Genomic DNA, 21,210 nt, shown 5'->3' with positions numbered 1-21,210 from the left:
GAATGACCGCAATGCCGAGAGCCATCGTCCTCGACCCCGGCGACACCGTCGCCACCCTCATCGACCCCGCCCGCACCGGCGAGGCGGCGACGCTCGCCGGCGCCCGCTCCGGCACCGTCACGCTCTCCGCCGACGTGCCGTTCGGCCACAAGATCGCGCTCGCCGACATTCCGGCCGGCGCCGACATCCTGAAGTATGGCCAGGTGATCGGCCGCGCCACCGCCGCCATTCCGGCGGGCGCGCATGTGCATGTGCACAATGTGGAGGCGCTGCGGGCGCGCGGCGACGTGAGCGGGAGGGCGGCATGAGCGGCGCGACATTCCTCGGCTATGGCCGCCCCGACGGCTCGGTCGGCGTGCGCAACCACGTCGCCGTCGTCTCGGTGATGGACAATTGCAATCCCGTCACCCGCAAGGTGGCGGAGGCGGTCGCCGGCACCATTCCGGTGACGACGCTGTTCGTGCGCGGCCAGCTCGGACGCGACCTCGACATCACCCTCGACACGCTCGCCGGGCTCGCGCGCAATCCGAACGTCGCCGCGGTGCTGCTGATCGGCCTCGAAGCGGCGATGACCGAGGCGCTGGCGAAGCGCATCCGCCCCAGCGGCAAGACGGTGGCCTCGGTGGTTATCCAGCAGGTGGGCGGCACCATCAATGCCATCGCCGAGGGCACCCGCGCCGCCGCCCGGCTGGTGCGCGAGGCCTCGCGCCAGCGCCGGGCGGACTTCCCGCTGTCGAAGCTGGTCATCGGCGTCGAGTGCGGCGGCTCGGACACCACGTCGGGCCTCGCCTCGAACCCCGCCATCGGCGTGGTCGCCGACAGGGTGGCGGCGGCCGGCGGCAGCGTCATCATCTCGGAGACCTCGGAATTCTTCGGCGCCGAGCACCTGTTCGCCGAGCGCGCCCGCTCGCCGAAGGTGAAGGCTCAGTTCCTGGAGGCGGTGCAGGGCTTCGAGCGCGAGATCATGGCGCACGGCATCGACCTGCGCGGCTCGAACCCGACCCCGGACAACATCCTCGGCGGCCTCACCACCATCGAGGAGAAGGCGCTCGGCGCCATGGCGAAGGCCGGCAAGTCGCCGCTGGTGGGCGTGCTCGCTTATGGCGAGGCGCCGCGCGAGGCGGGGCTCAACTTCATGGCGACCCCCGCGCCCGCGGTGGAATCGCTCACCGCGCTCGCCGCGGGCGGGTGCCAGATCTGCCTGTTCTCCACCGGGGTGGGCAATCCCATCGGCTCCGTGGTGTCCACCACCATCAAGGTCTCCGGCAACCGCAACACCGTCGACTTCTTCGCCGACAATGTGGACTTCGACGTCACCGGCGTCCTGGAACGCGGCGAGCCGCTGGCCGAGGTGGGCGGGCGGCTCGGCGACTACATGCTCTCGGTCGCCTCCGGCGAACTGACCACCAGCGAGGTTCTCGACGTGCGCGAGACCTGCATCAGCCGCTTCCTGCCCTCCATGTGAGGCGGCGCGAGATGGCGCGGCGGAGGGAAGGCGAGGGGATCGGCGCCCGCCGGGCGCAGGGGGAGGGCGCATGCCTGCCATAGAGCCGCCGCGCCCGCGGTCCCGGCGCCGCCGGGGGCGAAAACGCTATCGTCATCAGATATTCGCGTATCGGGCGATGTGATCTTCGCCCGCCCGACTTCACGTTGCGGGAGCGCCGCCGGCCGGCGCGGAACGACCCCATGGATGCCCTCGCCACCACCCTGCCGCTCATCGCCTTGGCCTATGCCCTCGGCGGGTTCGTCAAAGGCGTGATCGGCATCGGCATGCCGCTCATCATCGTGCCGATCCTGTCCTTGACCATGCCGGTGCCGAGCGCGATCGCCCTCGTCAGCATCCCGGTGCTGGTGAGCAACCTGGTCCAGGTGGCGGAGCTGCAGACGGTGCTGCCGGCGCTCGGGCGCTTCCGCTGGCTGCTGATCGCGCTCATTCCGGGGGCGGTGATCGGCGCCTCGCTGCTCATGAGCCTCGACCAGCACCAGCTTTATCTGGTGCTCGGGGCCGCGCTGCTGGTGTTCTCGCTGCTCGGCCTCGTTCCGGTGCCCCCCGGGCGCTTTGCCGTCAACGAGCGCCTGTGGAACCCCCTGGCCGGATTCGGCATCGGCGTGGTCGGCGGGCTGTCCTCGTTTCCGGGGCCGCCGCTGGTGCTCTATTTCATGTGGCTCAGGGTGGACAAGGAGGTCTTCGTCGGCACCAGCGCCGCGGTCTACTTTCTCACCGGCGTGCCGCTCATGGTGACTCTGGTCGCGCATGGCGCGCTCGGCTGGCGCGAGGCACTGATCTCCACCCTCGGCCTGGTGCCGCTGCTCGCCGGCATGCGCCTCGGCACCATCATGCGCAATCGCCTCTCCCAGGCGATGTTCCGTCGCATCATGTTTGCCGCGGTGGCGGTGATCTCGCTGGAGTTGCTGCGCCGCGGCGCCATGTGAGCAACGCGGCTGCTCTCCGGGCCGGGCAGAGGATTGCGACCTCCGTCCGTCCAGGTCGAGAGCCGAGGTTGTTCAACCGGCGCGCCCGCCGGCTCAGCCGAGACTGCGTGTCGCGATGTCGGCGACGTCCGGCGACAAACCGGGCGTGTCGGCGACACGGCGCAGCGCGGCCTCCGCGTGGCCGCGGCGGCCCGGCTCAAGCTGGCGCCAGGTCTTGAACGCCGAGAGCAGGCGCGAGGCCACCTGCGGATTCCTGGCGTCAAGGCTCAGCACCACGTCGGCGAGGAAGGCGTGGCCCGCCCCGTCGGCGCGGTTGAACTGGGTCGGGTTGGTGGCCGCGAACGCGCCCACGAGCGCGCGCACCCGGTTCGGATTGCCCATGGAGAAGGCCGGGTGCAGCATCAGCGCCTTGACCCGCTCCAGCGTGCCGGCCTCGGGAATCTGCGCCTGGAGCGTGAACCACTTGTCGATCACCAGCGCGTCGCTCTCGAAGCGCGCATAGAAGGCGTCGAGCGCCGCCCCGCGCTCCGGCCGGTCGTGCTGGGCGAGCACGGCGAGCGCGGCCATGCGGTCGGTCATGTTGTCGGCCGCCGCGAACTGGGCCTCGGCGCGGGCGATGCCTTCGGCTGAGCCGGCGGCGGCGAGATAGTCGAGCGCGAGATTGCGCAGCGCGCGCCGCCCGGCCGAGGCGGCGTCCGGCGCGAACGGCGCGTCGGTGCCGAGCGCGGCATAGGTCTCGACCAGCGGGCCGGCGAGCGCCGCGCCGAGCCTGAGGCGCAGCGCCTTGCGGGCGGCAAACACCCCGTCCGGATCGACGTCGCCGCCGAGCTCGCGCGCGATCTCGCTTTCGCCGGGCAGCGCCAAAGCCTGGGCCTTGAAGGCGGGATCGAGCGCGGCGTCGGTGAGCAGGCGCCGGGCGGCGTCGATCAGCGCCGCCTCCCCCTCCGCCACCTTGCCGCGGGCGGCCTTCGCGAGCAGGCCGAGCGCGAGCCCCTGGAGCGCGTCGAAGCGGTTGAACGGGTCGCGGTCGTGGGCGGCGAGGAACACGCGGTCCTCGGGGGTGAGGTCGCTCTTCACGTTCACCGGCGCCGAGAAGCCGCGGTTGAGCGAGGGCACCGGCTTGGCGTCGAGCCCGGTGAACAGGAAGCTCTGCTCGCGCTCGGTGACTTCCACCACGCCGCGCTCCACCGGAGTATTGCCCAGCGTCAGCGGCAGATCGGCGCCGTCCGGCCCGACGAGGCCAAGCGCGAGCGGGATCACCATGGGCTTCTTCTCGCTCTGTCCGGGCGTCGGCGGCACGGACTGCTTCACGTCCAGCCGATAGGTGCCGGCGGCGGCATCGAACGCGCCCTTCACCTCCAGTGTCGGCGTGCCCGACTGGGCGTACCACAGCGCGAACTGGGTCAGGTCGCGCCCGGTGGCGTCGGCGAAGGCGGCGAGAAAGTCCTCGATGGTGGCGGCCTCGCCGTCATGGCGCGCGAAATAGAGGTCCATGCCCTTGCGGAAACCCTCCTCGCCCAGGAGGGTTTTCAGCATGCGCACCACCTCGGAGCCCTTCTCGTATACGGTCGCCGTGTAGAAGTTGTTGATCTCGCGATAGGTTTCCGGCCTGACGGGGTGGGCGAGGGGGCCGGAATCCTCGGTGAACTGCGCCGCCTTCAGCATCCGCACGTCGGAGATGCGCTTCACCGGGCGCGAGCGCTGGTCGGAGGAGAATTCCTGGTCGCGGAAGACCGTGAGGCCCTCCTTCAGGCAGAGCTGGAACCAGTCGCGGCAGGTGATGCGGTTGCCGGTCCAGTTGTGGAAATATTCGTGGGCGATCACGCCCTCGATGCCGGAATAGTCGGCATCGGTCGCGGTCTGCGGCGAGGCGAGGACGTACTTGTCGTTGAAGACGTTGAGGCCCTTGTTCTCCATCGCCCCCATGTTGAAGTCCGAGACGGCGACGATGTTGAACACGTCGAGGTCGTATTCACGGCCGAACGCGGTCTCGTCCCAGCGCATGGAGCGCTTCAGCGCGTCCATGGCGTAGCCGGCGCGGGTCTCCTTGCCCTCTTCCACATAGATGCCGAGCTCCACCTGGCGCCCCGAGGCGGTGGTGAAGCTGTCCGCCACCCTGGCGAGCTTCCCGCCCACCAGCGCGAACAGATAGGAGGGCTTCGGCCACGGGTCGTGCCACACCGCGAAGTGCCGCGAGGTGCCGAGGACCGGGCCGGAGGACACGAGGTTGCCGTTGCCCAGCAGCACCGGCGCCTCGGCCGCCTCCGCCTCGATGCGGGTGGTGTAGACCGCCAGCACGTCCGGCCGGTCGGGGAAGTAGGTGATGCGGCGGAAGCCCTCGGGCTCGCACTGGGTGCAGTAATTGTTGGAGGTGCGGTAGAGGCCCATGAGCTGGGTGTTGGCGGTGGGGTCCACCAGCGTCTCGATCTCCAGCGTGAAGGCATCGGCCGGCGGATGGCGCAGGACGAGGCGTTCCGGGCTCGCCTCGAAGCTCGTGCCCGCGAGCGGCGCGCCGTCGATGGCGAGGCGCACCAGGGTCAGCCCGTCGCCGTCGAGGATCACCGGGGCGCCGGGCGTGCCCTTGGGGTTGCGGCGCAGCGCGAGCCGGGCGGTGACGCGGGTCTGGGTGGGGTGGAGGGCGAAGTCGAGGTCCACCTGGTCCACCAGCCACTCCGGGGGACGGTAGTCGGCAAGGCGGACGGCTTGGGGCTCGGCATCACGCATCGGGTGCGCTCCTCATCGGGGTCTCAAATGGCCGGCGCCAGGGGCTGCGGCGCGCGCCGTGTTCGGCCGGAAGAGTAGTGCGCGGGCCTGGAGGATGAAAGCGGGCCCTCTCATGCGCGTCAGGGCAGGCGCGAGGCGTGGTGCCAGATCTTCGCCGCCGCCAGAACCAGCATGGCGGCGAGCAGCGGCAGGATCACAGAAGCCGGCACGAGGCCCAGCATCAGCCCGCCGATGGCGCTGCCCAGCATGGAGCCGCCGGCGAGCGCCATGAGGAACACCTTCTGCGCCTTGAGCACGGCGAGGCTCTCGTCGGCGCCTATGCGGGCGAAGCCCACCAGGATGGTGGGCAGGGCGATGACAAGGGAGAGGCTGCCGGCGGTCTTCACGTCGATGCCGAACAGCAGCACCAAGGTCGGCACCAGGAGTTCGCCGCCGGCCACTCCCATCATCGACACCACCATGCCGATGGCGAACCCCGCCGCGACGCCGGCCATGCCGCGCCACGGCTGGGCGAGCAGCGCATGGTGGCGCGGCATCTCGTCGCCCAGGAACAGCAAAGCGGCCGTCACGACCATGAGCACGCAGATGACGCGGAACAGCGTGCGCGAGGCGAAGCGGGAGGCGAGGTGCGTGCCCACATAGGCGCCGGCGAGGCTGCCCGACAGCACCGTGACGAGGATTGCCCAGTGGTCGGCGATGGTGGAGACCGGCACCGCGGCGGCGCGGAACGGCAAGGCGCACAGCACCACCACGAGGCTGGTCGCCTTGTTGAGGATCACCGCCGGCAGGGCGTCGAAGCCGAGGCCGATCAGCACCGGCAGGCGGATTTCCGCGCCGCCGAGGCCGATCAGGCCGCCGAGGCCGCCGATGGCGAGCCCCGCCAGGAACCCCGCCGCAAGGCGAGCGGGCGTGGGCGCGACGGTCGGCGCGATGGGCGCGGTGGGCGCTGTGGTCATGGCGAATCCCCCCGGATCACCCGAAGCATCGCACCGTGTCCCGGCGGGGGGAATGCCGTTTGCGAAGCCGCCCTCAGCCGTAGCGGACGCTTGCGTGCGTGAGCGCGGTCATGATGCCGCGCAGCTCGGCGAGGCCCTTCAGGCGGCCGATGGCGGGATAGCCCGGCTGGCCGCCGCGGCCGATGTCGTCGAGGATGTCCTGGCCGTGATCGGGGCGGAACGGGATCTCGGCGTCGGCGCGGCCCTCGGCGCGGCGCCGCGCCTCCTCCTTCAGCAGGGCGCCGATGGTGGCCACCATGTCGGTCGCGCCCCTCAGGTGCTCGTCTTCATGGAACGAGGCGCGGATGCCGTCCGCCATCGCCTCGCGGCGGACATTGCGCAGATGCACGAAATGGATGCGTGGGCCGAGCCGCTCCGCCATGCCCGGCAGATCGTTGTCCGCCCGCACCCCGAGCGAGCCGGAGCACAGCGTGACGCCGTTCGCCGGGCTCGGCACGGCGTCAAGGAAGACGCGGTAGTCCGCCTCGGTGGAGACGATGCGCGGCAGGCCGAGCAGCGGGAAGGGCGGGTCGTCCGGGTGGCAGCACAGGCGGATGCCGAGCTTCTCGGCCGTCGGCACCACCTCGGCGAGGAAGTCCACCAGATGCGCCCGCAGCCGCTCCGCCGACAGGGTGTCGTAGAGCGCGAGCTGGCCGCGCAGGCCGTCGAGCGTCCAGCCGTCCGCCGCGCCCGGCAGTCCGGCCGTGAGGTTGCGCACGAGCGCCGCCTTGGCATCGTCGTCCATGGCCGAGAAGCGCCGCGCCGCCTCGTCCTTCAGCGCGTCGCCGAAATCCTCCGCCGCGCCGGGCCGCTCCAGGATGAAGAGGTCGAAGGCGGCGAAGTCGGCGAGGTCGAAGCGCATGGCCCGCCCGCCATGGTCGACGCGGAAGGCGAGGTCGGTGCGGGTCCAGTCCAGCACCGGCATGAAATTGTAGCAGACGGTGGTGAGCCCCTCCGCCGCCAGAGCCTCCATCGAGGTCTTGTAGTTGGCGATGTGGGCGCGGAAGGAGCCGGTCTGGCGCTTGATGTCCTCGGAGACGGGCAGGCTCTCCACCACGTCCCAGGTGAGGCCGGTGGGCGTGCCGTCGGCGTGGGTGGCGACCTTGCGCTTGCGCTGGGCGATCTCGGCGCGGGTCCATACCGCCCCGGTGGCGACGTGGTGCAGCGCGCTCACCACCCCCTGCGCGCCCGCCTGCCGGATCGCGGAAAGCGGCACGATGTCCTTCGGGCCGAACCACCGCCACGTCTGACGCATCCCCTTGCTCCCGCTCCATAAACTGACGCAGGCTCGGCACCGCCTTGGATGAGGGGCAGCTCCGACGCGCTGGCCGACACTGGTATGGCAGTCGTCACGCGGTGTCAAAACGCCCGCGCGCTCCGCCGTTTGGGAGGTGGCACGGGACGGCCGAACCGGCTATTGCCTCCGCGTGCGCTGTGCTGGCGCGCCATGGCAACCGGCGGGTTCGGATCGGCGGGTGATGGACGACATCCTTCTGGTGGGCGGCGGCCTCGCCAACGGTCTGATCGCCGCGCGGCTGGCGGAGCGGCGGCCGCAGGTGCGCTTCACCGTCCTGGAGGCGGGGGACGCGCTCGGCGGCAACCACACCTGGTCGTTCCACGCAAGCGACGTGGGCGCGGCGGACCGCGATTTCTTCGCCCCCTTCCTCGCCGCCTCCTGGGCCGGCACCGACGTGCACTTCCCGGGCTTCTCGCGCACGCTGCCGGGCGGCTATGCCAGCATATCGTCGGCGCGCCTCGCCGCCGCCCTCGCCGGGCGCTTCGCCGACCGCATCCGCACCGGCGCCCCGGTGGCGACGGTCGCGGCGGACCATGTGGTGCTGGAGGACGGCACGCGGCTCGACGCCGGGGCCGTGATCGACGGCCGCGGCGCGGCGCCGAGCCGGCATCTGGACCTCGGCTGGCAGAAATTCGTCGGCCTCGAACTGCGCCTGGAGCGCCCGCACCGCCTCACCCGGCCCATCATCATGGATGCGCGGGTGACCCAGCTCGACGGCTACCGCTTCGTCTATGTGCTGCCGCTGGACGCCGACACGCTGCTGGTGGAGGACACCTATTATGCCGACGGCCCAGATTTGTCCGCCGAGGCGGTGCGCGCGCGGGTGATCGCGTACGCCGCCGGCATGGGCTGGCGCGGGCAGGTGGCGCGATCGGAGGAGGGCGTGCTGCCCATCGCGCTCGGCGGCGACATCGCGGCCTTCCTCGGCGAGGGGCCGGCGGGCGTCGCCCGCAGCGGTCTCAGGGCGGCGCTGTTCCACCCCACCACCGGCTATTCGCTGCCGGACGCGGTGGCGCTCGCCGGCCACGTCTCCACCTTGCCGGACCTTTCCGGGCCGGCGCTGGCAGCGGCGACGCGCGATTTCGCGGTGAAACGGTGGGAGAGCCGCGGCTTCTTCCGCCTGCTGAACCGCATGCTGTTCCGCGCCGCCGAGCCGGCGCAGCGCTACCGCATCCTCGCGCGCTTCTACCGCCTCTCGCCCGGCCTCATCGCCCGCTTCTATGCCGGCCGGCTCACTTTGGCGGACCAGGCACGCATCCTCACGGGCCGCCCGCCCGTACCCCTTCTGCGCGCCGTGCGCTGCCTGACCGAGACCAGAGGTTCGACGCCTTCCCCATGATGCCCGACCCCGCCCTTTCCGGCGCCCGCCGCGCCGCCGTCATCGGCTCCGGCTTCGGCGGCCTCGCGCTCGCCATCCGCCTCCAGGCCGCCGGCTTCGCGACCACCGTGTTCGAGAAGCGCGACAAGCCGGGCGGGCGCGCTTACGTCTACCAGCAGGATGGCTTCACCTTCGACGGCGGCCCCACCGTCATCACCGATCCCACCTGCCTCGAAGAGGTGTTCGCGGCGGCGGGCAAGCGGCTCGAAGACTATGTGGAGCTGATCCCCGTCGCGCCCTTCTACCGCCTCCTGTGGGAGGACGGCGCGCAGTTCGACTATGTGAACGACCAGGCGGCGCTGGACGCCCAGATCGCCGCTTTCTCGCAGAAGGACGTGGAGGGCTATCGCCGCTTCCTCGCTTATTCCACCGCGGTGTTCGAGGAAGGCTATCTCAAGCTCGGCGCCGTGCCGTTCCTGCACGTGTCCGACATGATCAAGGCCGGGCCGAACCTGATGAAGCTCCAGGCCTGGCGCTCGGTCTATTCCATGGTCTCGACATTCATCGAGAACGAGCATTTGCGCGAGGCCTTCTCGTTCCATTCGCTGCTGGTGGGGGGCAATCCCTTCTCCACTTCCTCCATCTACGCGCTCATCCATGCGCTGGAACGCAAGTGGGGCGTGTTCTTCCCGCGCGGCGGCACGGGGGCGTTGGTCGCGGGCATGGTGCGCCTGTTCGAAGAGATCGGCGGCACCATCCGCCTCTCCTGTCCGGTGGACGAGATCGTGATCGCGGGCGACCGCGCCACCGGCGTGCGCCTTGAGGGCGGCGAGATGCTGCCCTTCGACCTTGTTGCCTCCAATGCCGACGTGGTCCACACCTACCGGACCCTGATGCGCGGCAGCGCGCGCGGGCGCAGCTACGGCAAGAGCCTCGCGGCCAAGCGCCACTCCATGTCGCTGTTCGTGACCTATTTCGGCGCCAACCGCACCTGGGACCACCTGCAGCACCACACGGTGCTGTTCGGCCCGCGCTACAAGGGTCTCGTCAACGAGATCTTCAGCGGGCCGGACGTGCCGGAGGACTTCTCGCTCTATCTCCATGCCCCGACCGTCACCGACCCGTCGCTGGCGCCGGAGGGCTGCACCGCCTTCTACGTGCTCTCGCCGGTGCCGCACCTGGGCAAGGCCGACATCGACTGGGACAAGGAGGCGCCGCTCTACCGCGACCGCATCCTCGCGTCCCTGGAGCGGCGCCTGCTGCCGGGCCTCACCGACGCGCTGGTGACCAGCCGCGTGCTCACGCCCTTCGGCTTCCGTGACGAGCTCAACGCGCATCTCGGCTCGGCCTTCTCGGTGGAGCCGATCCTCACCCAGTCGGCATGGTTCCGGCCGCACAATCGCGACGACAAGATCGCCAATCTCTACATCACCGGCGCCGGCACCCATCCGGGGGCGGGCGTGCCGGGCGTGGTGGGCTCGGCCAAGGCCACCGCCTCGCTGATCGTCGCCGACTTTGCGGGGGCGCAAGCGTGAGCGAGCCGAGCGGGACGGTCCTCGCCGCAAGCGAAGAATCCATCGCGCAGGGCTCGAAGAGCTTCGCCGCCGCCGCGCGCCTGTTCGACGCGCGCACGCGGGCGGATGCGGTGATGCTCTATGCCTGGTGCCGCCATTGCGACGACGTGGTGGACGGGCAAATACTGGGCATGGGCCGCGCCGAGATGGCCGGCACCCCGGCCGAGCGGCTCGACGCGCTCTATGAGGAGACGCGCCGCGCCTATGGTGGCGCGCCCTCGGCCCATCCGGCATTCGCCGCCTTCGCCGAGGTGGTCGCCCGCAACGACATTCCCGAGCGCTACCCCCTCCAGCTCCTGGAGGGGTTCCGCATGGATGTGGAGGGCCGGCGCTACGAGCGCCTCGATGACACGCTGACCTATTGCTACCACGTGGCGGGCGTCGTCGGCGTGATGATGGCGCTCATCATGGGCGCGCGCGAGGAGGTGGTGCTCGACCGGGCAAGCGACCTCGGCCTCGCCTTCCAGCTCACCAACATCTCGCGCGACGTGATCGAGGACGCCGGCATCGGCCGGCTCTACCTGCCGGCGGATTTCCTCGCCGAGGCCGGCATTCCGGAAGACCGGGTGGCGGCGCCGGAGAACCGGGAGAAGGTCGCGGCCGTGACGGCGCGGCTGCTGGACATGGCGGAGCCCTATTACGACCAGGCGCTGATCGGCATCCGCGCTCTGCCGCTGCGCTCGGCCTCCGCCATCGCCACGGCGCGCGCGGTCTACCGCGCCATCGGCACCAAGGTGCGCGCCGCCGGCCCGCGGGCGTGGGATGCGCGCGCCTCCACCTCGAAGGCCGAGAAGCTGCGCCTGCTCGCCGGCGGGGTCGCCGCGGCGCTCGCCTCGCGCGTCGCCGGGCCCGCGCCGGCGCGGCCCACCCATCTGTGGACACGGCCTTCATGACCCATTTCGCGGTCGTCGCCCCGCCGCTGCCGGGCCACTTCAATCCGCTTCTGGTGCTGGCGCGCGAGCTCGGCCGGCGCGGCCACCGCGTCACCTTCCTGCACATGGCGGATGCGGCGAAGCTGGTGGACGGCAAGGGCGCCGGCTTCCAGGCGGTGGGCGCGCGCGACTATCCGCCGGGCGCGCTGAAGGCCTATGTGGACCGCCTCGCGAAGCCGACCGGCCTGCTCGGCCTCCTCGGCACGCTGCGCGCGACCGCCGCCCAGACCGACATGCTGTGCCGCGACCTGCCCGGGGCGCTGCGCGCGATCGGCGCCGAGGCGATGATCGCCGACCAGACCGAGGCGGCGGGCGGCCTCGTGGCGCGCCATCTCGGCATCCCCTTCATCTCCACCGCCACCGCGCTGCCGCTCAACCGCGAGCCCACCGTGCCGCCGCCCTTCGTGCCCTGGCCCTACGATCTGAGCGAGAAGGGCCTCGTCATGAACAAGGGCGGCTACCAGGTCACCGACCTGCTGATGCGCCCCGTGCGCAAGGTGCTGATGCGCCACGGCGCGGCGTTCGGCCTCGACCCGTTCGCCGACCAGGGCTTCTCGCCTTTGCTCACGGTCTCCCAGGTGCCGCAGGCGCTGGACTTCCCGCGCCAGGAGCTGCCCGCGACGTTCCACTATGGCAGCCCGTGGCGCGACGGGGCGAGCCCGGTGCCGGTGGAGCCTTTGAACCTCGCGCCGGACGACGGGCGGCCGCTGGTGTTCTGCTCGCTCGGCACGCTCCAGGGGGCGCGGGCGGACATCTTCCTGAAGGTGGCGGAAGGGGCGCGCGATCTCGGCGTGCGGCTGCTGATCGCCCATGGCGGGCTCTTGGCGCCGCACGAGGTCAGCCGGCTTGAGGCGCTCTGCGAGGTGCGCGCGTTCGTGCCCCAGGCAGAGGTGCTGGCGCGCTGCCGGGCCGCTGTGCTCCATTGCGGCATGAACACGGTGCTGGACGCCATGGCGTCCGGCGTGCCGCTGGTGGCGGTGCCCATCGCCTTCGAGCAGCCGGCGACCGCGTCGAGGCTCGATTATCACGGCGTGGCGAAGGTGGTTCCCGCCGGCAAGCTCAGCCGGCGCCGCCTGAAGGACGCGCTCGGCGCGGTGCTCGGCGAGCCGGGTTTCGCAGCGGCGGCGCGGCGCGTCGCAGCGGCCATGGCGGACGGGGGCGGGGTTGTGCGGGCGGCGGACCTGATCGAGGGCGCGGTCCCCCGGTGAGGCTTATTCCGCCGCTTCCGAATTGATGTCGGAATTCTTCAGGCTGCCGCCGTGCAGCTTCTTGAGCTTCGCCTTCAGCGCCGGCACCGAAGGGGCGTAGAGGAAGCCGAAGGAGACGCAGCCCTCCTTGCCCTCCACCGCGTGGTGCAGCCGGTGCGCCTGCACGAGGCGCTTCAGGTAGCCCTGGCGCGGCACGTAGCGGAACGGCCACCTCTGGTGGGTCAGCCCGTCGTGCACGAAGAAATAGAGGAAGCCGTAGACCGTCATCCCCACGCCGATCCACAGGAGCGTGCCACCGTCATTGCGGCCGACATAGATCAGGATGATGGCGAGCGCCGCGAACAGCACCGCATAGAGGTCGTTGCGCTCGAACGCGCCATGGCGCGGCTCGTGGTGCGACTTGTGCCAGCCCCAGCCCCAGCCGTGCATGACGTATTTGTGCGCCGCCCAGGCGACGCCTTCCATGGCGGCGACGGTGGCGACGACGATCAGGACGTTGACGAGAATGGTCATGGCCTTCTTCTCATGGCCCAGGCCTTTCGGCCGGCCTCAGGCACGCGGCAGTGCGGGTAGTCTAGCGGCACCAGCGGACGCCGCGCTGCTCCAGATCAATCCGGCTCCGCCTCAGCCGAGCCGCACGGAACGATGCACCAGGAGCACCGACAGCGCCCATCCCGCACCTGCGAATATAAGGAGCACGGCGAGCGAAGGCAAAAGCGCGGCGAGCGAATCCCCGCGCCAGAGCGCACCTTGGAACGCTTCGATGCCCCAGGCGGTCGGCGTGAGGGTGCCGGCCTCCTGCAGCCAGTGCGGCATCAGGAAGCGCGGCACCATGCTTCCGCCCACGGCCGAAACCAGCAGCACCGCGAAGGTGGAAAGCGTCTGCGCCTGGTGGCGCGTGCGCGAGGCGGCGGCGAGCGGCAGGGCGATGCCGGCGGCGGAGGCCGCCGCCGCCAGCGACACCACAATGAGCGGCCCGAGATTGGCGAGCACCGGCACGCCGTAGACCAGGCCCGCCACCGCCATCAGCACGGCGGACAGCGCGAGGCCCTGGATCACCAGGAACGCCATCTTGCCGGTGACCAGGGCGACAAGGCCGCCCTTCGCCATCACCACCCGGTCGAACACCCCCGAGCGGCGCTCGTCCACCAGGCTCGCGGCGCCCAGCACGGCGGAGAACAGCAGGAACAGCATGGCGATGGCGCCGGCATAATAGGTCACGGCCGGCTCGTCCTTCAGGCGCGCCACCGGCCGGCGCTCCACCAGGTCCACGGCGCCGTCCGCCACCAGTTCCGGAGCCCTCGCCACCGACTGCTCCAGGCGGTCCTTCTGCTCCGGCGTGAACTCGCCCACCAGCACCTGGAGCTGCGCCGCCACCCGGCGCATGGCGATGCCGGGAAGCTGGTAGCCCAAGACGCGCTGGAGCCGCGCCATGAGGATCGCCCCCGCCACCTGGCGGCCGGGATCGGCGAGGATCAGCAGCGGCGGCTTGTCGGTGGCGGCGGCGGGGTCGCCGCGCACCACGAGGCCCACGTCGGCCGCGCCGCTGGCCACCCGCGCCTCAACGTCCGCCTCCGGCACGCGGGTGACGTCGAGGTCCGGCGCCTCGGCGAGCGCGGCGATCAAAGCGGCGGCGGCGGGCGCGTCGGAGGTCTGCGCCACCGCCACCGTGACGCGCGCCGTATCGCCGCCCGCACCGGCGAAGATCGCCGCGAACAGCAGGAACAGCAGCGGCGGCAGCACGAAGGTCATGGCCAGCGCGCCGCGGTCGCGCAAGGTTGTGAGCGCCTGGGCGCGCATGATGGCGAGCACCATGGCCTCAGTCCTCCCGCACGGCGTGGGCGTAGAGCGCGTCGAGCCCCGCCGCCTTGAGCGCGAGGGTGCGGGGCGCCGCGCCGAGCGCCTCCAGCGCCGCGATCAGGGCGGCCACCGCATGCGGGTCGTCGGCGATCAGGCCGGAAAAGGCGGTCGGCTCCTCGCCTGGCGCCAACCCGAGCCCGGCGAGCGCCGCGGCGCGGGTGGCATCGGGCGCGGCGGCGAAGGTGACTTCGGCCACGCGCCGGCCCCGGAACCGTTCGGCGAGAAGGTCGCCCAGCGGGCCTTCCAGCACGATGCGGCCCGCCTTGAGGATCGCGGCGCGGTTCGCCACCCGCTCGGCGAAGGCGAAGTCGTGGGTGACGAGCAGGATGGCGAGCCCGTCGGCGGCAAGGCGCTGCACCAGGCCGGCGAGGTCCTCGCGGGCGTGGGCGTCGATGCCGACCGTCGGCTCGTCCAGCACCAGCAGGCGCGGCGCGCCCACCAAGGCGGCGGCCACATTGACGCGCCGCTGCCAGCCGCCGGAGAGCCGGTCGATGCGCTCGCCGGCGCGTGCGTCGATGCCGGCGCGCGCCATCACCTCGTTGACGCGGGCGGAGAGGCCGCGCCACGGCACGCCGGCGAGGCGGCCGAAGGTCTCCAGGTTCTCGCGGATGGTCAGCGGCCGGTAGAGCGCGATCTCCTGCGGCGCGAGGCCGATCAGGCGGCGGGCGGCGGGGTCCTCGGCCGGGATGCCGCAGATGCGCACCGCGCCCGCGCGTGCCGCGAGGCGGCCGCACACGGCGCGCAGCAGCGTGGTCTTGCCGGCGCCGTTGGGGCCGAGCAGCACGGTGGCGGACCCGGCCGCCAGGGCGAGGCTCACGCCGGACAGCACCATGCGCGCGCCGAAGCCCGCGCTGAGGCCCTCGATCAGGAGGGGCGGGGCTTCGGTACGTTCGGTTCGGCGGGTCTCGTCAAGGAGCCCGGCGCTCACGGCGCCAGCGGCCCCATCAGTTCACCGAAGGCGGCATCCATGAAATCGCGCAGAGGCTCCTGGCCCTCCCGGTTGGGTCCGAGGTCTTTAGAGGCTTGGAGCGCCCCCGCCAAGTGCTCGCCGAGCAGCTTGCGCGCCCGCGGGGCGCCGAGGGAGGCGATGACGGTGACCTTGTGGGCGTCCTTGCCCACGTCCTTGCCCAGCGCCGCGGCGGAGGCGGAGGCATCGAGGATGTCGTCGAGGATCTGGTAGGCGCGCCCCACATGGGAGGCGAAGGCGCGCAGGTGCCCGGCCTGCGCCTCGTCCGCGCCCGCCACGTGGCCGGCGATCTCGGCCGCGGCGGTGAACAGGACGCCGGTCTTGCGGCGGTTCACGTCCTCGGTGGCGGCGACGGTGCGGCCGGGGGTGGGGTGGAGGTCGTCGAACTGGCCGCCGCACAGGCCGAGCGAGCCCACCGACAGCGACAGCACCGCCACCGCGTCGAGCCGCACGCGGTCCGGCACGCCCGGCGCCGCGCCCGCGACCCCGAAGGCGCGCGAGAGCAAAGCGACGGCGGCGAGCATGGCCACGTCCTCGCCGTACTGCACATGGGTGGTGGGCTGCGAGCGGCGCACCGCCGCGTCGTCCATGCACGGCAGGTCGTCCATGATGAGGGACGAGGCATGCACCATTTCCAGCGCGCAGCCGAAATCGAGCACCTGCTGCTCGGATCCGTCGAGCTGGAGCACGCCGGCGATCGCCAGCAGCGGGCGCAGGCGCTTGCCGGGCGCCAGCAATATGTGGCGCATGGCGGCGTGCAGCACCGCGGGATGGGCCGCGCCGGTGGGCACGAGCAGGCCCAGCCGGCGCTCGATCACCGCGCGCAGATAGGACAGGTCCCGCGAGCGCAGGACGAGGCCCTCGGCCTGCTCCGCAGCCGGCGTCTCCTCCACCGGGTGTGCAGGCAGCGCATCCCGGCTTCCATTATGGCTCATGAACGCTCGCCCCTCTTTGGCGCCCGGCCGAAGTCAGATGTCCGAACAATACGTTGTCTTGAATGCCTTTAGATCACCCCCTAGACATTGATGCTAGGGGCGGGCGCACGCGGATGTCGCAGCGTGGCCTTCCGGGCACAGCCCGTGCCGCATGGCGGGCCGTCGCCAGAGATATCAAATCGATCCGGAACGCCGCCGCCATGCCTCTGCAAGCCTTCGGAGATCGCCACCTGCCATGAGCAATCGGAACGAGGAGGGCGCGGACGCGCAGAAGCGCAAGCAGGACCATATCGACATCGTGCTCGACGGCGCCCGCGCCCGCTCACGCGTTCCGGCCGGGTTCGACGCGGTGCGGCTCGCCCATTGCGCGCTGCCGGAAATCGCGCTGGACGAGGTGGACCTCTGCGCCACCTTCCTCGGCCGCAGGCTGAAGGCGCCAGTGCTGATCTCGTCCATGACCGGCGGGCCGGCCCAGTCCGAGCGGATCAACATCCACCTTGCCGAGGCGGCGCAGGCGCTCGGCCTCGCGCTCGGCGTCGGCTCGCAGCGCATCGCCATCGAGCGCCAGGGGGCGGCGGGGCTGACGCGCGACCTCAGGCGGCGGGCGCCGGACGCGGCGCTCTACGCCAATCTCGGCGTCGCCCAGTTCGTCAAGGGCTACGGGGTCGACGAGGCGCGGCGGGCGGTGGAGATGATCGGCGCCGATGGGCTGATCCTGCACCTCAACCCGCTCCAGGAGGCGATCCAGCCGGAGGGCGACCGCGACTGGCGCGGCGCGCTCAAGGCCATCGCCGCGCTGACGCGGGCGCTGGCGGTGCCGGTGATCGCCAAGGAGGTGGGATTCGGCCTGTCCGGCGCAGTGGCGCGGGCGCTCGCCGATGCCGGCGTCGCGGCGCTCGACGTGGCCGGGGCCGGTGGCACCAACTGGGCGCTGGTGGAAGGCGAGCGCGGCATCGGCGCCTCGAAGCGCGTGGCGGAGGCGTTCGCCGACTGGGGCATCCCCACCGTGGCCTCGCTCACGGCGGTGCGCGGCGCCTGCCCGGATATTCCGCTGATCGCCTCCGGCGGCGTGCGCCACGGCGTCGACATGGCCAAGGCCATCCGCCTCGGCGCGGACCTCGCGGCGCAGGCGGCCGGCACCCTGGAGGCGGCGCTGACCTCCACCGAGGCGGTGGTGGATCATTTCGACATCGTCATCCGCCAGCTCAAGGTCGCCTGCTTCGCCACCGGCGCGCGCGATCTCGCGGCACTGCGGCACGTGCCGCTGGAGCGGGCGGAACCCTGAACGGGCGCCGCCGGCCGGCTCAGTTGCTCCAGTGCTCCAGCCAGATCTTCTCGCCGATGGTGCAGGAGATGCGCGGGGCCTTGTCCGCCACCCGCCGGATCGGTCCCGCCGCGTCGGGAACCTGGACGCCCGCCACCTCCAGAACCAGCTTGGTCTTGATGGCGCGGGCGAACTCCTCCCGGTGCTGCACCGGAATGACGAACGCCCCCGGGCCGCCGATGACGCAGTCCTCGTAGTAGAGGTCGAGCTCGGGAATATCGATGGCGGAGGAGGCCGAACGCTTCAGCAGCAGCGGCAGCCCGTTTACCGTGATGCCGCGCTGCACCACCGCATCGCGCGCCATGGCGACCGGCGGCCCCTGGTTGTTCACACCGTCGCCCGACACGTCGATCACCCGGCGCACGCCGGCATAGCCGTTGAGGTCGAACTGGTCGGCGCTGTAGAGCAAGGCGCCGGAAATGGAGGTCCGGTAGACCCGCCGCAGCGGCGCGGCACGGATCGCCTCCGCATAGGTCCGGGCGGTGTCGGGCCCATCGATCACCCGCCAGTTGACGACGATCTGCTGCTCGTTCTCGCCGGCCCATTCGATGTAGGCGACGGCGATGCGCCCGTTGAGGCCCTGGCGCAGGGCGTCGAGGAATTCGCGGGAGGTGAGGGCGCTGGCATAGCCCTCGCGCTGGAGCGCCTGCTCCTCCACGTCCATCGAGTAGGAGACGTCCACGGCGAGGACCAGTTCGACGTCCACCTCCATGTCTCGGGGCGAGGCCGCCTGCGCCGGACCCTGGAGCAGGGCGCCCGCCAGACATGCGCCGGCCGCGAGGGCGCCCATGAGTGTGTTGGCCTGAGACATTCCTTTCTCCCTTCCATTCCGGAAAGGCGCGACATCGCGTCGCGAAGATGGTCTCACCAACCGGGGGGCCGACAAAGCGGTTAGCCGCCTCTTTTGTTTTCAGCCCCAGCGTGGCGGCGCGGCATCGCTGCGCCGGCCCGCGCCGCCGCGGCGTGTCGTCGTTTCGTCACAAGACGTTGGGAGATGCGGCGCTGCACAAAAATAAAGCAGTGCAGAAAATCGTGACCGTCGCCCCTGACGGTGCCCGCGTAAGGCGATCCGGCGCTGCGGCTAAACCTGAGGTCGCCGGACACGATTCGCCGTCTGAGCGACAGGGCGCGGTCAGGCATCCGGCGATTCGCGCCGGCGATTCGGGGCCGCCGCCCGGAGCGCGGCCGATCTCGATGATCGTGCCCCGGCATCGCAAAGCGGCGCCTTTCGGCGGAACGCGCCGCCGCGGGCGCGGCAACTAAGGGGGGACATTGTGGGGTAGGCGGCTCTCCAAGAGCCGATGGCTCAAAAGCCAGATTGGTCGGAGTGGCAGGATTTGAACCTGCGACCCCCACGTCCCGAACGTGGTGCGCTACCAGACTGCGCTACACTCCGATCCAGGCGGCTGCCTCTAGCACGCGCCCCTTCACCGAAGCAAGGGCTTCTGACGCAGCTTCGCTTGAACGGTGGATGGCCCCATGCCATAGGAAGCCCGCCGCCGGCCCGCCGCGCGGCGTCAATGCCTTGGGATTTCGGAGTGCAGGCACATGGCGACGGACGGTTTCGCGAGCGGTCTCATGAAGGGCAAGCGCGGGCTGATTCTGGGCGTCGCCAATAACCGGTCCATCGCCTACGGCATCGCCAGGCAGGTGCGCGCGCACGGCGCCGACATCGCCCTCACCTACCAGGGCGAGGCGCTGAAGAAGCGGGTCGAGCCGCTGGCCGCCGAGCTCGGCGGGGCGCTGGTCGGCCATTGCGACGTGACCGAGCCGGAGACCATGGACGCGGTCTTCGCCGAGACGGAGAAGCTGTTCGGCACCCTCGACTTCGTCGTCCACTGCATAGCCTTCTCCAACAAGGACGAGCTGGACGGGCGCTACGTGGACACGACCGCCGACAATTTCTCCAAGACCATGCTGATTTCCTGCTTCTCGTTCACCGCCATCGCCCAGCGGGCGGAGAAGCTGATGCCGAACGGCGGCTCGCTTCTGACGCTGACCTATTACGGCGCCGAGAAGTGGATGCCCCACTACAACGTGATGGGCGTCGCCAAGTCCGCCCTGGAATCGTCGGTGCGCTATCTCGCCGCCGACCTCGGCCCCAAGGCGATCCGCGTCAACGCCATCTCCGCCGGCCCCATCAAGACGCTGGCCGCCTCCGGCATCGGCGATTTCCGCTACATCCTGAAGTGGAACGAGCTGAACACGCCGCTGCGCCGCACCGTCACCACCGACGAGGTGGGCGACACGGGCGTCTATCTCCTGTCCGATTTGTCACGCGGTGTGACCGGAGAGGTGCACCATGTGGACGCCGGATACCATATCGTCGGCATGAAGCACCCCGACGCGCCGGACCTCGCTCTGGTGCGCGACTGATCGGCCGCCGCGCGACGGCCGGACCCCGCCGCCGGGCGCCCCTGTTGCAGGGTGTGCGATGAGGAGATCGATCATGCTGGTAGCCTGCCGCCGAGCCTTCGCCATTCTCGCGCTCTGCGCCGCCTCCGCCACCGGTGCGGCGGCCCAGAGCCTGCCGACGCTGCAGGAATATCCCCTGCGCGAGCGCGTGTTCGGCCCGGGCGGCGCCTTCTTCCCGGACTATGTGACGCCGAGCTATTCCGGCATCACCTACGTGACCGGCAACGGTGCCGGCACCAAGGGCGCCATCTTCGCCGCCGGCACCACCGACTACAATTGCCAGCAGACCCAGGTGCCCACCATCCAGGTGCTCTCGGCTCCCGCGCGCGGGCGCGTCACCATGGGCTACGGGGCCTTCGTGGCCACCGGCCGCGACGGCGGCGCCATGAACCCCTGCATGGGGCGCGCGATGAAGGGCGTGGTCGTGCGCTACAAGGGGCCGGCCGCGCCGGGCGACAAGGTGGTCCTGCGCGTCACCTATCCCACCATGGGCGCGTGGTACGACCACGTGGTTCCGGTCTCCGGCCGGTGACGGCCGGGCGGCGCGCCTTGCCTGCGGCAGACGCGTCATGAGCGCGGCCCCCTCCGCGCCTGCCGGCGCTCCCGACACCGGCCCGGGCCGCCGCCTCTTCTTCGTGCGCCACGGCGAGACCGACTGGAACGTGGCCGGCCGCCTCCAGGGCCGGCGCGACGTGCCGCTGAATGCGCTCGGCCGCATCCAGGCGGCGCAGGTGGGGCGGGTGCTGAACCAGCTGGTGGGCGACGTCGCGGGCGTCCACTATGTGTCGAGCCCGCTTTCGCGCGCGGCGGAGACCATGCGCATCCTGCGCACCACCCTCGATCTGCCGGCCAGCACCTTCGCCAGCGACATCCGTCTCGCGGAAATCTCCTTCGGCCGCTGGGAGGGCCAGACCTGGCCGGAGCTGCGCCGCCGCGATCATGACGGCGTGCGCCGGCGCGACCTCGATCCCTGGCGCTTCCAGCCGCCGGGCGGGGAGAGCTACCTCGATCTGTGCGCCCGGGTCGAGAAGGCCATCGCCGATTTGCCGGGCGATGCTGTGATCGTCACCCATGGCGGCGTGGTGCGCGCCGCGCTCCACGTGCTCGCCGGCATGCCCGAGGGCGAGGCGGCCCTGCTGCCGGTGCGCCAGGGCGCGGTCTATGTGGTGGCCGGCGGCGTGTTCAAGGTCGCGGATTGAACGTTCGACCCTGATCCCTGCCGTGCGGC

19 protein-coding genes and 1 tRNA gene are annotated in these 21,210 nt (G+C 71.3%); 11 read left to right on the top strand and 9 right to left on the bottom strand.

The window, feature by feature from the left end:
- Nucleotides 1–11: 11 nt before the first annotated feature.
- From D9R14_RS11880 to D9R14_RS11870, 3 genes are all read left to right on the top strand, one after another.
- Nucleotides 12–308: a UxaA family hydrolase gene (locus D9R14_RS11880; protein WP_121623546.1), complete on the top strand. Its 297-nt coding sequence runs from the start codon at nt 12–14 to the stop codon at nt 306–308.
- Nucleotides 305–1,465 (top strand): UxaA family hydrolase, encoded by a 1,161-nt coding sequence (locus D9R14_RS11875; RefSeq protein ID WP_121623545.1) that lies wholly within the window; start codon nt 305–307, stop codon nt 1,463–1,465. The genes D9R14_RS11880 and D9R14_RS11875 overlap by 4 nt, the downstream gene beginning before the upstream one ends.
- Nucleotides 1,466–1,686: 221 nt before the next feature.
- Entirely contained in the window at nt 1,687–2,433 is a 747-nt protein-coding gene (locus tag D9R14_RS11870) for a sulfite exporter TauE/SafE family protein (RefSeq protein ID WP_121623544.1), read from the top strand.
- A 93-nt stretch (nt 2,434–2,526) separates the two neighbouring features.
- Here the strand turns inward: D9R14_RS11870 and pepN are convergent, their stop codons facing one another.
- From pepN to uxuA, 3 genes are all read right to left on the bottom strand, one after another.
- Complete coding sequence (gene pepN / locus D9R14_RS11865; RefSeq protein WP_121623543.1) at nt 2,527–5,157, bottom strand: aminopeptidase N; 2,631 nt, start codon at nt 5,155–5,157, stop codon at nt 2,527–2,529.
- Nucleotides 5,158–5,276: 119 nt separating this feature from the next.
- Nucleotides 5,277–6,113 carry a sulfite exporter TauE/SafE family protein gene (locus tag D9R14_RS11860; RefSeq protein WP_121623542.1) on the bottom strand — a complete coding sequence of 279 codons (837 nt, stop codon included), beginning with the start codon at nt 6,111–6,113 and terminating at the stop codon, nt 5,277–5,279.
- 73 nt (nt 6,114–6,186) lie between these two features.
- Entirely contained in the window at nt 6,187–7,407 is a 1,221-nt protein-coding gene (uxuA, locus tag D9R14_RS11855; RefSeq protein WP_121623541.1) for a mannonate dehydratase, read from the bottom strand.
- A 223-nt stretch (nt 7,408–7,630) separates the two neighbouring features.
- Here uxuA and crtY point away from each other — a divergent pair, with 223 nt between their 5' ends.
- The 4 genes from crtY to D9R14_RS11835 are packed head-to-tail and all read left to right on the top strand — an operon-like array spanning nt 7,631 to nt 12,481.
- On the top strand, nt 7,631–8,788 hold the full coding sequence (crtY, locus tag D9R14_RS11850) for a lycopene beta-cyclase CrtY (RefSeq protein WP_121623540.1): 1,158 nt from the start codon (nt 7,631–7,633) through the stop codon (nt 8,786–8,788).
- Nucleotides 8,785–10,302 (top strand): phytoene desaturase, encoded by a 1,518-nt coding sequence (locus tag D9R14_RS11845; RefSeq protein WP_245420759.1) that lies wholly within the window; start codon nt 8,785–8,787, stop codon nt 10,300–10,302. Before crtY ends, D9R14_RS11845 begins: the two co-directional genes overlap by 4 nt.
- Entirely contained in the window at nt 10,299–11,234 is a 936-nt protein-coding gene (locus tag D9R14_RS11840) for a phytoene/squalene synthase family protein (RefSeq protein ID WP_121623539.1), read from the top strand. The genes D9R14_RS11845 and D9R14_RS11840 overlap by 4 nt, the downstream gene beginning before the upstream one ends.
- Nucleotides 11,231–12,481, top strand: coding sequence for a glycosyltransferase (locus D9R14_RS11835; RefSeq protein ID WP_147453011.1), 1,251 nt, complete (start codon nt 11,231–11,233; stop codon nt 12,479–12,481). Before D9R14_RS11840 ends, D9R14_RS11835 begins: the two co-directional genes overlap by 4 nt.
- Nucleotides 12,482–12,484: 3 nt before the next feature.
- On the opposite strand, the gene D9R14_RS11830 is transcribed toward D9R14_RS11835, so the two are convergent.
- From D9R14_RS11830 to D9R14_RS11815, 4 genes are all read right to left on the bottom strand, one after another.
- Nucleotides 12,485–12,994: a sterol desaturase family protein gene (locus tag D9R14_RS11830; protein WP_121623537.1), complete on the bottom strand. Its 510-nt coding sequence runs from the start codon at nt 12,992–12,994 to the stop codon at nt 12,485–12,487.
- A 111-nt stretch (nt 12,995–13,105) separates the two neighbouring features.
- The gene (locus tag D9R14_RS11825; protein WP_121623536.1) at nt 13,106–14,296 is read right to left on the bottom strand and encodes an ABC transporter permease; all 1,191 of its coding nucleotides are present in this window, start codon (nt 14,294–14,296) and stop codon (nt 13,106–13,108) included.
- A gap of 4 nt (nt 14,297–14,300) precedes the next feature.
- Entirely contained in the window at nt 14,301–15,269 is a 969-nt protein-coding gene (locus D9R14_RS11820; protein WP_121623535.1) for an ABC transporter ATP-binding protein, read from the bottom strand.
- Nucleotides 15,266–16,243 carry a polyprenyl synthetase family protein gene (locus D9R14_RS11815; RefSeq protein ID WP_121623534.1) on the bottom strand — a complete coding sequence of 326 codons (978 nt, stop codon included), beginning with the start codon at nt 16,241–16,243 and terminating at the stop codon, nt 15,266–15,268. Before D9R14_RS11815 ends, D9R14_RS11820 begins: the two co-directional genes overlap by 4 nt.
- Before the next feature lie 235 nt (nt 16,244–16,478).
- Between D9R14_RS11815 and fni the strand changes: the two genes are divergently transcribed.
- Nucleotides 16,479–17,528 (top strand): type 2 isopentenyl-diphosphate Delta-isomerase, encoded by a 1,050-nt coding sequence (fni, locus tag D9R14_RS11810; protein WP_121623533.1) that lies wholly within the window; start codon nt 16,479–16,481, stop codon nt 17,526–17,528.
- 19 nt (nt 17,529–17,547) lie between these two features.
- Here the strand turns inward: fni and D9R14_RS11805 are convergent, their stop codons facing one another.
- Together D9R14_RS11805 and D9R14_RS11800 are read right to left on the bottom strand one after the other, a co-directional pair.
- Complete coding sequence (locus D9R14_RS11805; protein WP_245420757.1) at nt 17,548–18,378, bottom strand: DUF1194 domain-containing protein; 831 nt, start codon at nt 18,376–18,378, stop codon at nt 17,548–17,550.
- Nucleotides 18,379–18,886: 508 nt separating this feature from the next.
- Nucleotides 18,887–18,963, bottom strand: a tRNA-Pro gene (locus D9R14_RS11800).
- 152 nt (nt 18,964–19,115) lie between these two features.
- Here D9R14_RS11800 and fabI point away from each other — a divergent pair.
- The 3 genes from fabI (at nt 19,116) to D9R14_RS11785 (ending at nt 21,181) form a co-directional block, all read left to right on the top strand.
- Nucleotides 19,116–19,943 carry an enoyl-ACP reductase FabI gene (gene fabI / locus D9R14_RS11795; RefSeq protein ID WP_121623531.1) on the top strand — a complete coding sequence of 276 codons (828 nt, stop codon included), beginning with the start codon at nt 19,116–19,118 and terminating at the stop codon, nt 19,941–19,943.
- A 73-nt stretch (nt 19,944–20,016) separates the two neighbouring features.
- The gene (locus D9R14_RS11790; protein WP_121623530.1) at nt 20,017–20,514 is read left to right on the top strand and encodes a hypothetical protein; all 498 of its coding nucleotides are present in this window, start codon (nt 20,017–20,019) and stop codon (nt 20,512–20,514) included.
- Between the two features lie 37 nt (nt 20,515–20,551).
- Nucleotides 20,552–21,181: a histidine phosphatase family protein gene (locus tag D9R14_RS11785; RefSeq protein ID WP_121623529.1), complete on the top strand. Its 630-nt coding sequence runs from the start codon at nt 20,552–20,554 to the stop codon at nt 21,179–21,181.
- Nucleotides 21,182–21,210: the final 29 nt, after the last annotated feature.

The sequence above is a fragment of the Xanthobacter tagetidis genome (assembly GCF_003667445.1).
Taxonomy (GTDB): Bacteria; Pseudomonadota; Alphaproteobacteria; order Rhizobiales; family Xanthobacteraceae; genus Xanthobacter; species Xanthobacter tagetidis.
Note: the sequence above shows the minus strand (reverse complement) of the source record. Positions and strands in the feature narration are given on the sequence as shown.

Excerpts from the sequence above, each read along its gene's own strand:
- D9R14_RS11880 (WP_121623546.1), top strand. The coding sequence starts at position 12 with ATGCCGAGAGCCATCGTCCTCGACCCCGGCGACACCGTCGCCACCCTC.
- D9R14_RS11875 (WP_121623545.1), top strand. The coding sequence starts at position 305 with ATGAGCGGCGCGACATTCCTCGGCTATGGCCGCCCCGACGGCTCGGTC.
- D9R14_RS11830 (WP_121623537.1), bottom strand. The coding sequence starts at position 12,994 with ATGACCATTCTCGTCAACGTCCTGATCGTCGTCGCCACCGTCGCCGCC.
- fabI (WP_121623531.1), top strand. The coding sequence starts at position 19,116 with ATGGCGACGGACGGTTTCGCGAGCGGTCTCATGAAGGGCAAGCGCGGG.
- D9R14_RS11785 (WP_121623529.1), top strand. The coding sequence starts at position 20,552 with ATGAGCGCGGCCCCCTCCGCGCCTGCCGGCGCTCCCGACACCGGCCCG.
- D9R14_RS11845 (WP_245420759.1), top strand. The coding sequence starts at position 8,785 with ATGATGCCCGACCCCGCCCTTTCCGGCGCCCGCCGCGCCGCCGTCATC.
- D9R14_RS11835 (WP_147453011.1), top strand. The coding sequence starts at position 11,231 with ATGACCCATTTCGCGGTCGTCGCCCCGCCGCTGCCGGGCCACTTCAAT.
- D9R14_RS11790 (WP_121623530.1), top strand. The coding sequence starts at position 20,017 with ATGCTGGTAGCCTGCCGCCGAGCCTTCGCCATTCTCGCGCTCTGCGCC.
- D9R14_RS11860 (WP_121623542.1), bottom strand. The coding sequence starts at position 6,113 with ATGACCACAGCGCCCACCGCGCCCATCGCGCCGACCGTCGCGCCCACG.
- D9R14_RS11805 (WP_245420757.1), bottom strand. The coding sequence starts at position 18,378 with ATGTCTCAGGCCAACACACTCATGGGCGCCCTCGCGGCCGGCGCATGT.
- D9R14_RS11870 (WP_121623544.1), top strand. The coding sequence starts at position 1,687 with ATGGATGCCCTCGCCACCACCCTGCCGCTCATCGCCTTGGCCTATGCC.
- pepN (WP_121623543.1), bottom strand. The coding sequence starts at position 5,157 with ATGCGTGATGCCGAGCCCCAAGCCGTCCGCCTTGCCGACTACCGTCCC.
- D9R14_RS11815 (WP_121623534.1), bottom strand. The coding sequence starts at position 16,243 with ATGAGCCATAATGGAAGCCGGGATGCGCTGCCTGCACACCCGGTGGAG.
- D9R14_RS11825 (WP_121623536.1), bottom strand. The coding sequence starts at position 14,296 with ATGGTGCTCGCCATCATGCGCGCCCAGGCGCTCACAACCTTGCGCGAC.
- uxuA (WP_121623541.1), bottom strand. The coding sequence starts at position 7,407 with ATGCGTCAGACGTGGCGGTGGTTCGGCCCGAAGGACATCGTGCCGCTT.
- crtY (WP_121623540.1), top strand. The coding sequence starts at position 7,631 with ATGGACGACATCCTTCTGGTGGGCGGCGGCCTCGCCAACGGTCTGATC.
- fni (WP_121623533.1), top strand. The coding sequence starts at position 16,479 with ATGAGCAATCGGAACGAGGAGGGCGCGGACGCGCAGAAGCGCAAGCAG.